Below are 12,655 nucleotides of genomic sequence, written 5' to 3'. Positions count from 1 at the left end.
CGACAGCCGGCAACCGCTCCGCGAGGACGCCACGGGACTCCCCCACGGCACCAGGGTGCTAGCCGATCGCCGACAGGCAGGTCGTCGGGGTGGCGTGGGAGGGGTCCAGGGCGTTCGCGACCTCGTGGAAGGCGATGCGGTCGACGAGCCCGATCGCCGCGTGCTCGGAGAGGTCGAGCGGGCACAGGTCCTGGATCAGGACGTTGCGTACGTCCGGGCCGTCCAGGAACTGCGAGCGGTACGGCGTGACGACCCCGTCGTACCGGGTGGCGACGACCGTGTAGCGAACGCCCGGCACGGTGTCGCCGCCCGCGTTGAGCCTGGTGAGGAAGGCGGAGCCGGCCACCTGGTCGGTGAGGGCCGGGACGGCCGCGGAGAGCAGCGCTTGCGCGCCGCGGAAGTGCGTCGCCAGCCTGGCCAGCCCGTTCAGGGTGGTGCCGTGGTTGTCGGGGGCGATACCGACGAGGGCGTTCACCTTCGCGGCGCCGCCGAGGAACTTCAGGTAGTGGCGCGGCATCAGACCGCCCTGCGAGTGCCCCACGAGGTCCGCCTCCGGCGCCCCGGTCGCGGCGAGCACCCCGTCGACGAAGGTCTTCAGCTGCCCCGCCGACCTGTCGAGGGGGCCGAGGCCGTGGATGAGCGGTACGCCGGGGAGCTGTCCGTAGTCGAGGGCGTAGACGCAGTAGCCGCGGTCCACCAGGTAGGGCGCGAGGCCCAGCCAGTTGTCGACGGAGTTGGCGAAGGTGCCGTGGACGAGGACGACGGGGCGCGGGTGGGCGGCGGACGGCTTGCAGGAGTAGTCGTTCCAGCCCCCGTCGGTCACGGCCGAGGTCCGGTCCGCCGTGACCGCCGCGGCGGCGGTGCCGGTGGCCGCGGTGGCGGCAGTGGCGGGGACGAGCGCGACCACGGCGGCCAGCAGCGGTGCCGACAGGGCTCCGAGCAGGTGTTTCCAGGGCAGCATCGGGTGATCTCCTTGCGGCTCGGGGCGGGACGAGGCACGGGCCCTGTGATCCGGATCACGAGGATGCTGTTCCTTCGGCCTGGAAGGACCGTACGGCGCAGCGCACGGCAAACGGCCGCGCAATGCCCGAACGTCACCCACACCGGCGACGCGGTCCGCCCTCGCGCGGGCAGCTGCACCGCCAACGCGCCGGACGGTGCGCGTACCTCCACCACGGACCGCGTATCGAACATCTGCACGACATCCGTTCGGACCTCTCCGCCTGCGTGAACGCCCTGCGGCTCGGACGGTTGGGGCATGACACGGACAGCGCAGGTGCCGCCCAGGTCCTTCCTCGGCGAGGTGCGGGACGCGGTCACCCCGCGGGCCACACTGCTCGTCATCGGCGTGGTCGCCCTGCAGGTGCTCTTCATCGCCTCCTATGTGGGGGCGCTGCACCATCCGAAGCCGAAGGACGTGCCGTTCGGGGTGGTCGCGCAGGGTTCCGCCGCCGGGCGGACGGTGGCCCGGTTCGAGCGGCTGCCCGGCGGGCCCCTGGACCCCCGGGTGGTCGCCGACGAGGCGACGGCTCGCAGCCGGATCGCGCACCGGGACATCGACGGCGCGCTGCTGGTCGACCCGGACGGCACCACCGACACCCTGCTGGTCGCCTCCGGCGGCGGCGCGACCCTGTCCAACGCGTTGACCTCCCTGATCACCGGGCTGGAGAAGGACCAGGGCCGTACGGTACGGACCGTCGACGTGGTCCCGGCCGACGCGCAGGACGCCAACGGGCTCACCCCGTTCTACCTGGTCGTCGGCTGGTGCGTGGGCGGCTACCTGTGTGCGTCGGCGCTGGCGGTCAGCGCGGGGGCCCGGCCGGCCGACCTCCGACGCGCGGTGATCCGGCTCGCCGCCATGGCTCTGGTCGCGATCGTCGGCGGGCTCGGCGGTGCAGTCGTCGTCGGCCCGGTCCTCGGAGCCCTGCCCGGGAGCGTGGCGGCCCTCTGGGGACTCGGCGCGCTCATCACCTTCGCGGTGGGCGCCGCCACCCTCGCGCTCCAGTGCGTCTTCGGGATCGTCGGCATCGGGGTGGCGGTCCTGCTGGTGGTGATCCTGGGCAACCCGAGCGCGGGCGGCGCGCTCCCCCCGCCGATGCTCCCCCCGTTCTGGCACACGATCGGCCCGGCCCTCCCGCCGGGCGCCGGCACCTGGGCGGCCCGCTCGATCGCCTACTTCGACGACAACGGCACGACGGCGTCCCTGCTGATCCTGGCGGCCTGGGCGGCCCTGGGCACAGCGATCACCCTGGCAGCGGGCAGCAGAGGCGGAACTCCCCTCCCCCAACGCGAAAGCCCCGCCCCCACCGGTTCCGGTGGGGGCGGGGCTCACACGTGACAGGAGAACCGGCGGACCCGTCAGCCGATCTGCGTCCCCGTCGCGGACAACGCCTCGGTCACCGGCTGGAAGAACGTCTCCCCACCGGAGGTGCAGTCACCGCTGCCACCGGACGTGAGTCCCACCGCGCTGCTCCCGGAGAACAGCGACCCACCGCTGTCCCCGGGCTCGGCGCAGACGTCCGTCCGGATGAGCCCGTTGACGATGTCACCGCTGCCGTAGTTCACCGTGGCGTCCAGCCCGGTGACCGACCCGTCGTGCACCTGGGTCGTGGATCCGCTCCGGGTGACCTGCATCCCGACGGTCGCCTCCGCCGCCCCCGAGATCTGCTGGGCGGAACCGTTGTACAGGTTCACCTCGCTCGGGTGCGCCACGTCCGCGGTGTACTTCACCAGTCCGTAGTCGTTGCCGGGGAAACTGGAGTCCGCGTTCTCGCCGATCTCGGTGCCCGAGGAGTCGGACCAGTTGGTGATCCCCTCGGTGCAGTGCCCGGCGGTGAGGAAGAACGGCTCGCCGCCCTTGACCACGTTGAAGCCGAGCGAGCAGCGGCCGCCGCTGCCGGTGATGGCGTCACCGCCGGCCACGAAGGTCCTGAACTCTCCCTTCGTGTGCTTGAGTTCGGCCGTCCCGCTGAGCCCGTCGACGACCTTCGTCAGCTTGGTCAGCTCCGCGCCGGTGACCGTGCGGTCCGCGGTGACGACGACCTTGTTGGCCACGGGGTCGACCGCCCACGAGGTGCCGGGGATGGTCGCGTCCTGCTTCAGCGTCGTACGGGCGCTCTTCAGTTCGGCGAGGGAGTTCTCGACGATTCTGGCCTCGGCGCCCGCCGCCTCGACGGTGTCGGCCGCGGCCGCGTCGAGGACGTTCACGACGAGGCTCTTGGACTTCGCGTCGTAATACGTTCCCGCCGCGTCGGCGCCGAGGTCCTCGCCGAGCGTCGAGGCGAGCTTTCCGGCCGCCGCGACCGAGAGGGTCCTCGGCTCGGGGGCGGGCGCGCTCTCACTCGCGTTCGCACTCTGCAAGGTGACTCCGCCCACGACGAGTGCGGCGATGCCCGCACCTGCCACGGCGGCCCGTCGTGCGGGTATGCGTCGGTGCTTCAACCTGTGTCCTCCTGTGGGGGGTCGGACGCGGCGGTTGTGGGGACCTCCACGCCCGAAAGGCGTACGACATCGGAGACGACTCGGCAAAAAAGCCGCGTCCATGCCAACGGACGCCGACCACTATTCCGAGGCCGTACGGGAGCACACAAGGTCGACTTCAGGACGCGCGCGCGACGGGTGCCATACGCCCCCGCATGAGTGACGCGCGTTGACAAGAGTGCCGGCAGACCGCTTCGGTCCCCATCGCAAACACTGCGGGCGAGCGATCAATGCCCCTGCGTGAGGTCTAGTCCTGTCCGGATCTCGACCCTCCGAAGTCCGGATCCAGCGGTGCCTCGACGGGCGGGAGTTGCTCCTGCATCGATTGCTGCCACTGCGCCAGCAGGTGCTGCGCCTCCGGGGATCCGGCCTTCCCGGCCACGGCCTCCGCCCCGGTTCCGGCCTCCGCCCCGGTTCCGGTTCCGGTCTCGGCCTCGGCCGCCGGCCGCGGCACCTGCGCCGCATGGACGTGGGCGCCCCCGTGCTGTGCCGGCTGGGCCCGTTCCAGGAAGCGCAGCAGCTCGACCGGGAAGGGCAGTACGAGCGTGGAGTTCTTCTCGGCCGCGACCGCCACCACGGTCTGCAGCAGCCGCAGCTGGAGCGCGGCGGGCTGCTCCGACATCACCCCGGCGGCTTCCGCCAGCTTCTTGGAGGCCTGCAGTTCGGCGTCCGCGTTGATGACCCGGGCCCGCCGCTCCCGGTCGGCCTCCGCCTGGCGCGCCATGGACCGCTTCATCGTCTCCGGCAACGACACGTCCTTGATCTCCACCCGGTCGATGGAGACGCCCCACTCCACGGCCGGGCTGTCGATCATCAGCTCCAGCCCCTGGTTGAGCTTCTCGCGGTTGGAGAGCAGATCGTCCAGCTCGCTCTTGCCGATGATCGAGCGCAGTGACGTCTGCGCCATCTGCGAGACCGCGAACCGGTAGTCCTCGACCTTGATGACCGCGTCCGCGGCGGACACCACCTTGAAGTAGATGACGGCGTCGACCCGCACCGTGACGTTGTCCCGGGTGATGCCGTCCTGCCCGGGCACCGGCATCGTCACGATCTGCATGTTGACCTTCTGGAGCCGGTCCACGAAGGGCACGATCATGGTGAATCCCGGGCCGCGCACCCCCGATCGCAGCCTTCCGAGCCGGAGCACCACTCCGCGCTCGTACTGTTTGACCACCCGGGCCGCGGCCATCGCGTAGACCGCTCCGACGGACGCGAGTGCAGCGCCGGCTGCCACCAGCTCCTCGACCATGACGACCCCCAGGGTCCGTATCGGGCGCGCGAGGTGTGTACTTCGACGGTAACTCCGGCGCGCGGGCGAAGGGGAGAGGGAGGACAGGGGTGCCGAGCGGGATACGGATGCGGGACGGACGGCGGCTGGCGTTCGAGGAGTGGGGCGACCCGGACGGCACACCGGTGGTCCTGCTGCACGACACCCCGGGCTGCCGGCTCGGGACGGTGCCGCAGGACATGATGGAGGCACGCCCGGGGGTGCGGTTCATCGCGTACGACCGCCCGGGGTACGGGGACTCCGACCGCGGTCCCGGGCGCCGGGTGGCGCAGGCGGCGCGGGACGTGGCCGCGCTGGCCGACGCGCTCGGGCTCGGCCGGTTCTCGGTGCTGGGCAGGGCGGGCGGCGCCCCGCACGCGCTGGCCTGCGCGGCGCTGCTGCCGGCCCGGGTGCGGCGGGCCGCCGCGATGGCGAGCCTCGCGCCACCCGCCGCCGAAGGGCTGAACTGGTTCGAGGGGATGGCGGCGGGCAGCGTCGAGGAGCGCACCCGGGCACTGACCGACCCAGTGGGCTTCGCGGACCGGCTCGCCGCGCGGGCGGCCGCGATCCGGGCGGACCCGGCCCAGCTCCTCGCGTCGGTCCGCGACGGCCTCACCGACTCCGATCGGCGGATCGTCTCCGTGCCGGCCGTGAGCGAGATGCTGTTGCGCACCTACCGGACGGCGCTGCGCACTTCGGCGTACGGCTGGCTCGACGACACCCTCGCGCTGCTGAGCGACTGGGGTTTCGACCCGGCGCGCATCACCCGTCCCGTGCTGCTGTGGCACGGCGCCCTGGACACCTTCTCGCCGGTGGGGCACTTCGAGTGGCTGGCCGGGCGCATCCCCCGCGCCCGTCCGGTCCTGGACCCGCAGGGCGGTCACTTCTCGGCGCTGGAGGCCCTTCCGGACGTGCTGGACTGGCTGTGCGCGACACCGCGCACCGACGGCTGAGCCGGGCCGGACCCGCGCTCCCGGCCCGCCCAGGGACGGGCCCCCGCACCGCGAACGGTGTACGGGGGCCTGTCTGCTGCGGCTGCGGTTCGGGTCGTGCGGGTGCCGCACCGGTGCGTACCGGCCCGGAGGACGTTCCGTGCCGGTACGTACCGGTGCGTGACGGTGTACGTACCGGTCCGTGCCGGAGGACGGTCTAGAAGACGTGGACGCCGTAGGCGCTCAGCGCTTCGGTGACCGGCTGGAAGAACGTCGTACCGCCGGAGGTGCAGTTGCCGCTGCCGCCGGAGGTCAGACCGTAGGCGACACCGTTGCTGCCGTACATCGAGCCGCCGGAGTCGCCGGGCTCGGCGCAGACCGTGGTCTGGATCATGCCGTAGACGACGTCGCCGCCACCGTAGTTGACGGTCGCGTTGAGGGCGGTGACCCGCCCGCTGTGCGTACCGGTGGTGGAACCGGTGCGCAGGACGGTGGTGCCCACGGCCGGGGTGGCGGCGCTGGTGATGTCCACGCTGCCCGCGGTGCCCGCCTTGGCGACGGTGGTGTTGGTGTAGCGCACCAGCCCGTAGTCGTTGGTCGGGAAGCTGGAGCCGGCCGTGGTGCCGAGGGTGGTCGTGTGCCCCGAGTTCGACCACCAGGTGCCGGCGCCGTCGGTGCAGTGACCGGCCGTCACGAAGTAGTCGGCTCCCGCGCTGTTCTTGACGTTGAAGCCCAGCGAACAGCGCCAGCTGCTCGCGTAGATGGCGTCGCCACCCTTGATCAGCTTGTTGATCTTGCCCGGGGTGCTCTTGATCTGCAGGGCACCGGCGTTGGCGCCCGCGGCGCGCTTGATCTTCGCGATCTCCGCCTTGGAGACGGTGCTGTCGACCGTGACCACGACCTTGCCGGTCCTGGCGTCGGTGGCCCAGGCGGTACCGGGCACATCGGCCTTCAGGACGGAGGAGTTGGCGCTCTTCAGCTGGGCGCTGCTGAAGGTCGACGCGTCGTTCGCGTTCGCCGCAGGGACGGTGAACGCGGCCGCGGCCACGAGTCCGGTGGTCACGGCGATCAGCCGGGTCCGTCTCGCTATGCCGCTACGGGGGGTGGTGCGCTTGGTCCTCACTGTTCGTTCCCTCCAAAGGGAAGTCGGGGGCCCGTGTGGGGTCGGGGCCCGTGAGGCGCACGCCAGAGGCAGAGTGTCCGGATTCCGGATACGCCGTGCCCCTGACAAGGCGCTGGTGGGGAGTATTCGGCCGCGCACCCGAAGGACGCAAGGGCGCCTTTCGGCCGTACGGCGTTCAACTTGCGTACGTCCTACGTACGTTGATCTTGCAGGCACCGTGGTGCGGAACGCGTGCGGATCACCGGAGCGGATTGCGCTCCCCGGCTGCGGTCTCCGCGCCCAGGGTATTGCCCGGCGGCGGAAATGGGCAGATGAAATGGTCCGCGCATACGCACGGCGGAAGCAGGGAGCGACGGAGATCCCCCGTCGTGCGCCCCTGCGCGTCGGGCGCCGCCGGCCGCGGGAACCGGAAGCGGCAACTGCCGCGCCCGCTCGTGGCATCGCCGAAAACAGCCCACCGGGAATTGTCCTCCTGGACCGTCACCCGCAGCGTGGGATCCCGTCCGTCCAGGCCGAAGGCCACTTCCCCGCCGAGCCCGGGTCCACGCTCGCGCCCGCCGCCCGTGCCGGCGCTTCCGGTCCCCGGACGTGTGCGCCGTCGTGCGATCAGCCCTTCCACACCGGATCCGGCAGCCCGAGGTGCGAGCGCAGCGTCGCGCCGGCGTACTCCGTGCGGAACGCGCCGCGCTCCTGGAGCAGCGGCACCACCCGGTCCACGAACTCGTCGAGGCCGCCGGGCACGAGGTGCGGTGCGAGGAGGAACCCGTCGGCCGCTCCGGTCCGTACGAGCCCGTCCATCCCGGCGGCGACCGCCTCCGGCGTGCCGACGAAGGACTGCCGGCCCTCAGCTCCGGTCGCGGTCTGCGGCGAGACCTGCGGGGGCCGGATCCCGGCGGCTCTGCGCCGCGCCTCGGCGGCCGTGTCGCCGAGCACGAAGCCGGCCCGCACCAGGATCTTCAGGTCGTCGTGGTCACGGCCGTACCCGGCGAGGCGGCCCTTCACGTCTGCGTAGAGCGCACGGCTCGCCGCCGGGGTGCGGTGCGGGACGAGGAGCACGTCGGCGTCCGCCGCGGCGAACTCCCGGTCCTCCGGCGCGTCCACCGCGCGGATGACGACGGGGTGGCCCTGCGGGGAGCGCGCCACGGTGGACTCGCCCGCGATGTCGAAGTACCGGCCGCGGTGCGCGAACGGACGTGAGACGCCGTCCGGGGTCCAGGAGTCCCACACCTCCCGCGCCGTGGCGACGAACTCGACGGCGCGGGACCGGAGAAGTCCGGGCCGGTCGGGAAGTCCGTCGCCCCGGAAGTTCTCCCCGGCCAGGGCGTCGGCGGAGCCCGCCACGTGCCATGCCGCGCGTCCGCCGCTGAGGTGGTCCAACGTGGCAAACCCGCGCGCGAGTTCGTACGGTTCGATGAAGCGCGTACCGACCGACGCGGCGAGTCCGAGGCGTCCGGTGACGGCGGCCAGCGCGTTCAGCACGGTGACCGGCTCGGGCCGTCCGGCCGCGTCCGCCTCGCGGACATGCCCCTCGTGGATATGCCCCTCGTGGACATGTCCCTCATGCTCGTGCAGCCGCAGTTCCTCGGTGAGCAGGAGGAAGTCGAACAGCCCCCGTTCGGCGGCCCGCGCGAGCCGCGCGTAGGACGCGAAGTCGGCCGGGGACCCCGCCCGGGGGTCGGTCCCGACGGTCGGGTCGTCGGCGCCGGGGACGTGCGCGGCGAGGTGCATCCGTCCGCGGGCGGGCTGTCCGGCGGATGCGTGCGCGGGTGCGGGTACGGTCATGACGTTCCCCCTGTCACGGCGTACCGGTTCGCGGGCCGGGCCAGCCCCAGGTGCTCGCGGAGCGTGCTGCCCGGGTAGAAGGTGCGGAAGAGCCCGCGGTGCTGCAGCAGCGCGACCGTGCCGTTGACCAGGCGTTCCAGGTCACGGCTGGGCTCGACGGGGGTGAGGTGGAAGCCGTCGGCGGCACCGGTCTCGTGCCAGGCGGCGATCAGTTCGGCGAGGTCGACGGGGCCGCCGCGGTAGAGCGGGCCCTGCGCGGTCTGCCGGGGGCCGCCCCCGCCGTGGCCCCGCTCGGCCGCGCGCTCGCCGTCACCGAGATCGACGGTGAGCGCGGCCAGGACGCGCAACCCGTCCGGGTTCCGGCCGTGCGCGAGCGCGGCGGCGTGCAGTTCCGCCCGTACGGCGCCGACCTGGGCCGGGGTCGCCCCCCGTACCAGTGCCACGTCCGCGTACCGGGCGGCGGTCGCCCGGGCGTGCCGGTCCGTGGCGTCGACGACCCGCACCGGGTGGCCCTGCGGGGGTCTGGGCGCGGTCGAGGGACCGCGTACGGCGAAGGTGTCGCCCTCGAAGTCGACGTGGTGCGCTCCGCCGCGGCCGGTGGAGCGGCCGGTCGCCGTGCCGTGCACCGCGGCACCGTCCTCCCGGCTGTCCCACAGCCGGGCCGCCACGTCGGCGACCTGTCCCGCCTCCTGCCACAGCGCGTCGGCGGGCGCGGCGTGCCGACGGCCGAAGAGGCGGGCCTCCCCCTCGGTGGTCGACACGTCGATACACCAGCCGGCCCGGCCGCGGCTCACCCAGTCGAGGGTCGCCACGGCGGCCTGGACGCGGAACGGTTCGGTGTGCGTGGTGGTGACGGTCGGCACCAGACCGATGCGGGTCGTGGCGGGTGCGACCCGGGCCAGCACGGCGAGCGCGTCGAGCCCGGGCCGTGTGAAGGTGTCGCCCAGTGTCACGAAGTCGAACCCGCCGCGCTCCGCGAGCCGCGTCAGCTCGACGTGCGCCGAGGCGTCGTGGGCCGCCTCCTGGTCGACGGCGGCGGCCAGGTGCAGGAGCCCTCGGCCGTTCGGGGCTGTCATGGGAAGCAGGACCTTTCTGGGGGTCCCGGCCGCCGCCGCGGCGCGTGGCCGCGGCGGCGCGGGATCGGTGGGGCGGATCGGCGGGTCCGGCGGGACGGAGGCCCGGTGAGGTGGGCGCCCGGTGGAGCGGGGTTCCGGTGCGGGCGGGGTCCGGTGCGGGCGGCGCCGGTTCCGGCGTCAGATCTTCGGCAGGCCCGGCGGGTTGATCTCCGACTTCGGCACGGCCTCGCCGGACAGGCCCCACCGCTTGAGCACCTTCGCGTAACTGCCGTCCTGGATCACGTGGTTGACGGCGGCCGCGTACGCGTCGACGAGCCCGCTGCCCTTCTTCGTGGTCGCGGCGATCTTGCCCTGGAGGTCGCCCCCGGCGCCCGAGAGCGTGCCGACGATCTCCGACTGCCCGGCGGTCGCCACGTGGTACGCGGCGGACGGGCTCGGGCCCAGGTAGGCGTCGATGCGTCCCGACTGCAGGGCCAGGTAGTAGTCCGTGTCCTTCTGGAAGTACTTGATGGTGACGGCCTTGCGGCCGGCCTTCTCGTTCTGCTCGCTCCAGTCGACGAGGATCTTCTCCTGGTTGGTGCCGGAGGAGACGGCGATCGTCCTGCCCGCGATGTCCGCGGGCTTCCCGACCTTCCAGCCGCTGCCCTTCTTCGCCTCGAACGCGATGTTGTCGAGGCGGTAGGTGGCGAAGTCGTACTTCTCCTTGCGCTCCTCGGTGACGGTGACGTTCGAGAAGACGGCGTCGAACTTGCCGCTGTCCAGACCGACGAAGAGGTTCTCCCAGGAGACCTCGTCGTTGTCGAGCTTCAGGCCGAGGGTGTCGGCGACCAGGGTGGCGAGGTCGATCTCCGAGCCGATTCTCGTCTTGTCGTCGGTCGCGTAGAACCCGAGTGGCGGCGAGGCGTCGGCGCTCTGGCCGAGCTTCAGCGTGCCGCGCTCGCGGATCGCCGCCGGGACGAGCGCGGCGATCTCGTCGACCTTCGTGCCGCGGATCCGGTTCTGGTCGGGGCCGATGTTGACGCCGCCGGCCTTCTTGGTTCCGGACGAGCCCGTCCCGGCCGCCGCGTCGCTGTCACCGCCGCAGGCGCTGAGCAGCGGGACGGCGACCAGGGCTGCGACGGAGGCGGCGAGGACGGTGCGTCGGGATGTCATGGGTGAACTCCTTTGACGGGAAGGGCGATGAGCAGGGCGGTCACGGAACCTCGGCCGAAGGACCCGGCCGGGGCATTCGGTCGGAGGACCTCGGAGGTCACAGGACCTTGGAGAGGAAGGCGCGGGTGCGCTCGTGCTTCGGCGCGTCGAGCACGTCGCCGGGGGCGCCCCGTTCGACGACGCGGCCGTCGTCCATGAAGACCACGGTGTCGGCGACCTCGCGGGCGAAGCCGATCTCGTGCGTGACGACGATCATCGTGGTGCCCTGGTGGGCGAGGTCCTTGATGACGTCGAGGACCTCACCGACCAGCTCGGGGTCGAGCGCGGACGTCGGCTCGTCGAAGAGCAGCAGCCTGGGCTCCAGGGCGAGCGCCCGGGCGATGGCCACGCGCTGCTGCTGCCCGCCGGACAGCTGCTTCGGGTAGGCGTCGGCCTTGTCGGCGAGGCCGACCCGGTCGAGCAGCCTGCGCGCCGCCGCGGTGGCGTCCTTGCGGGGCCGCTTCAGCGCGGAGACCGGGGCCTCGACGATGTTCTCCAGCACCGTGAGGTGCGGGAAGAGGTTGAAGTTCTGGAAGACGAACCCGATCCGGGTGCGCTGCCTGAGGATCTCGCGCTCGCGCAGCTCGTGGAACTTGTCGCCGGAACGCCGGTAGCCGACGAGCGAGCCGTCCACACTGATCCAGCCCTGGTCGACCTTCTCCAGGTGGTTGATGGTGCGCAGCAGGGTGGACTTGCCGGAGCCGGAGGGGCCGAGGACGACGGTGACCTCGCCGGTGCGCACCTGCAGGTCGACGCCCTTGAGGACCTCCAGCGAACCGAAGCTCTTGTGGACGGACCTGACGTCGACCATGGGCGCGGCCGTGCCGTCGGCGGCGGGGGTGGTGGGCGCGCTCATCGGGTGCTTCCCTTCGCGAAGTGGCGTTCCACGTAGTGCTGGATCACGGAGAGCGCGGTGGTCAGGAGGATGTACCAGGCCGTCGCGACCATGAGCAGCGGTACGACCCGGCCGTTGCGTCCGTAGATGACCTGGACCTGGTAGAAGAGCTCGCCGATCGCCATGACGGAGACGATCGAGGTGCCCTTGAAGAGGGAGATCACCTCGTTGGCGGCGTTGGGCAGGATGGAGCGCATCGCCTGCGGGAGCACGATCCGCCGGATCTGCCGCAGCCGGGGGATGCCGAGCGCGGCGGCCGCCTCCAGCTGCCCGCTGTCGACGGACAGGACACCGCCGCGCACGATCTCCGCGGCGTACGCGGCCTGGTGCAGGGCGAGGCCCAGGACGGCCGCGCTCATCGCGCCGACCAGGCCCATCGTGTCGAAGGAGAAGAAGCCGGGCCCGAAGGGGATGCCGAACTCCAGCTCCTCGTAGAGGTAGGCGAGGTTGAACCAGAACAGGAGCTGCACGATGAGCGGGATCGACCGGAACGCCCAGATGTACGCGAAGGCGACGGCCTTCAGGAACGGGCTGGCGGACAGCCGCATGAAGGCGAGGACGATCCCCAGCGCGAATCCCAGAGCCGTGCCGTAGACGGTCAGCTGCAAGGTGACCCAGACCGCCTTCAGGACCACTTCGGCGGTGAAGAACTCGGCGAACACCTCCCATTCCCAGCCGGCGTTGGTGGCGAGCCCGTGAATGAACTGGGCGAGCAGCACGGCGGTCACGATCACGGCGGCCCAGCGCCAGGGATGGCGGACGGGCACCACCTTGAGCGCGCCGTAGTCCTCGGGTTCGACGGGCGTTTTGACGAGGGGTGGATCACTGGTCAGCGACATGGGGTCCTCGGGCGGAAGAAGGGAGCGGGGTGCGGTGTGCGCGGTGCGCGGTACGGGCTGCGGGCCGCGG

Annotated in this window: 11 protein-coding genes and 1 pseudogene; 2 read left to right on the top strand and 10 right to left on the bottom strand. The window is 72.2% G+C overall.

Features of this window, described 5'->3' with window-relative positions; all coding sequences use genetic code 11:
- Positions 1 to 58: 58 nt before the first annotated feature.
- Positions 59 to 961, bottom strand: coding sequence for a triacylglycerol lipase (locus QFZ75_RS30480; RefSeq protein WP_307542008.1), 903 nt, complete (start codon positions 959 to 961; stop codon positions 59 to 61).
- A 297-nt stretch (positions 962 to 1,258) separates the two neighbouring features.
- On the opposite strand from QFZ75_RS30480, the gene QFZ75_RS30475 reads away from it, so the two are divergent.
- Positions 1,259 to 2,338, top strand: a complete 1,080-nt coding sequence (locus tag QFZ75_RS30475) for a DUF3533 domain-containing protein (RefSeq protein ID WP_307542005.1) — start codon at positions 1,259 to 1,261, stop codon at positions 2,336 to 2,338.
- Between the two features lie 20 nt (positions 2,339 to 2,358).
- Here the strand turns inward: QFZ75_RS30475 and QFZ75_RS30470 are convergent, their stop codons facing one another.
- Positions 2,359 to 3,441 carry a S1 family peptidase gene (locus tag QFZ75_RS30470; RefSeq protein WP_307542003.1) on the bottom strand — a complete coding sequence of 361 codons (1,083 nt, stop codon included), beginning with the start codon at positions 3,439 to 3,441 and terminating at the stop codon, positions 2,359 to 2,361.
- 286 nt (positions 3,442 to 3,727) lie between these two features.
- Positions 3,728 to 4,729: a slipin family protein gene (locus QFZ75_RS30465; RefSeq protein WP_307542001.1), complete on the bottom strand. Its 1,002-nt coding sequence runs from the start codon at positions 4,727 to 4,729 to the stop codon at positions 3,728 to 3,730.
- A 107-nt stretch (positions 4,730 to 4,836) separates the two neighbouring features.
- On the opposite strand from QFZ75_RS30465, the gene QFZ75_RS30460 reads away from it, so the two are divergent.
- Positions 4,837 to 5,700, top strand: a complete 864-nt coding sequence (locus tag QFZ75_RS30460) for an alpha/beta fold hydrolase (protein WP_373466067.1) — start codon at positions 4,837 to 4,839, stop codon at positions 5,698 to 5,700.
- Positions 5,701 to 5,896: 196 nt separating this feature from the next.
- Here the strand turns inward: QFZ75_RS30460 and QFZ75_RS30455 are convergent, their stop codons facing one another.
- The 7 genes and pseudogenes from QFZ75_RS30455 to QFZ75_RS30425 all read right to left on the bottom strand — a co-directional run bounded on the left by QFZ75_RS30455 (position 5,897) and on the right by QFZ75_RS30425 (position 12,585).
- The gene (locus QFZ75_RS30455; protein WP_307541997.1) at positions 5,897 to 6,802 is read right to left on the bottom strand and encodes a S1 family peptidase; all 906 of its coding nucleotides are present in this window, start codon (positions 6,800 to 6,802) and stop codon (positions 5,897 to 5,899) included.
- A gap of 238 nt (positions 6,803 to 7,040) precedes the next feature.
- Positions 7,041 to 7,358: pseudogene (locus QFZ75_RS30450) on the bottom strand (DUF1684 domain-containing protein); the annotation flags it as partial.
- A 50-nt stretch (positions 7,359 to 7,408) separates the two neighbouring features.
- Positions 7,409 to 8,584 (bottom strand): LLM class flavin-dependent oxidoreductase, encoded by a 1,176-nt coding sequence (locus tag QFZ75_RS30445; RefSeq protein WP_373465968.1) that lies wholly within the window; start codon positions 8,582 to 8,584, stop codon positions 7,409 to 7,411.
- The gene (locus QFZ75_RS30440; RefSeq protein ID WP_307541995.1) at positions 8,581 to 9,660 is read right to left on the bottom strand and encodes an LLM class flavin-dependent oxidoreductase; all 1,080 of its coding nucleotides are present in this window, start codon (positions 9,658 to 9,660) and stop codon (positions 8,581 to 8,583) included. Before QFZ75_RS30440 ends, QFZ75_RS30445 begins: the two co-directional genes overlap by 4 nt.
- A 177-nt stretch (positions 9,661 to 9,837) precedes the next feature.
- Positions 9,838 to 10,812 carry an ABC transporter substrate-binding protein gene (locus QFZ75_RS30435; protein WP_307541993.1) on the bottom strand — a complete coding sequence of 325 codons (975 nt, stop codon included), beginning with the start codon at positions 10,810 to 10,812 and terminating at the stop codon, positions 9,838 to 9,840.
- A gap of 97 nt (positions 10,813 to 10,909) precedes the next feature.
- Positions 10,910 to 11,707, bottom strand: coding sequence for an amino acid ABC transporter ATP-binding protein (locus QFZ75_RS30430; RefSeq protein ID WP_307541991.1), 798 nt, complete (start codon positions 11,705 to 11,707; stop codon positions 10,910 to 10,912).
- A complete protein-coding gene (locus QFZ75_RS30425; protein ID WP_307541989.1) occupies positions 11,704 to 12,585 on the bottom strand; it encodes an amino acid ABC transporter permease in 882 nt (293 codons plus the stop codon). The genes QFZ75_RS30430 and QFZ75_RS30425 overlap by 4 nt, the downstream gene beginning before the upstream one ends.
- Positions 12,586 to 12,655 lie beyond the last annotated feature (70 nt).

Origin of the sequence: Streptomyces sp. V3I8 (genome assembly GCF_030817535.1) — a bacterium.
Classification (GTDB): domain Bacteria; phylum Actinomycetota; class Actinomycetes; order Streptomycetales; family Streptomycetaceae; genus Streptomyces.
This window is presented reverse-complemented; position numbering and strand designations above follow the sequence as displayed.

Bases quoted from the DNA above. Each gene is read 5' to 3' on its own strand.
- QFZ75_RS30440 (WP_307541995.1), bottom strand. From the start codon at position 9,660: ATGACAGCCCCGAACGGCCGAGGGCTCCTGCACCTGGCCGCCGCCGTC.
- QFZ75_RS30475 (WP_307542005.1), top strand. From the start codon at position 1,259: ATGACACGGACAGCGCAGGTGCCGCCCAGGTCCTTCCTCGGCGAGGTG.
- QFZ75_RS30480 (WP_307542008.1), bottom strand. From the start codon at position 961: ATGCTGCCCTGGAAACACCTGCTCGGAGCCCTGTCGGCACCGCTGCTG.
- QFZ75_RS30430 (WP_307541991.1), bottom strand. From the start codon at position 11,707: ATGAGCGCGCCCACCACCCCCGCCGCCGACGGCACGGCCGCGCCCATG.
- QFZ75_RS30445 (WP_373465968.1), bottom strand. From the start codon at position 8,584: ATGACCGTACCCGCACCCGCGCACGCATCCGCCGGACAGCCCGCCCGC.
- QFZ75_RS30435 (WP_307541993.1), bottom strand. From the start codon at position 10,812: ATGACATCCCGACGCACCGTCCTCGCCGCCTCCGTCGCAGCCCTGGTC.
- QFZ75_RS30465 (WP_307542001.1), bottom strand. From the start codon at position 4,729: ATGGTCGAGGAGCTGGTGGCAGCCGGCGCTGCACTCGCGTCCGTCGGA.
- QFZ75_RS30460 (WP_373466067.1), top strand. From the start codon at position 4,837: ATGCGGGACGGACGGCGGCTGGCGTTCGAGGAGTGGGGCGACCCGGAC.
- QFZ75_RS30425 (WP_307541989.1), bottom strand. From the start codon at position 12,585: ATGTCGCTGACCAGTGATCCACCCCTCGTCAAAACGCCCGTCGAACCC.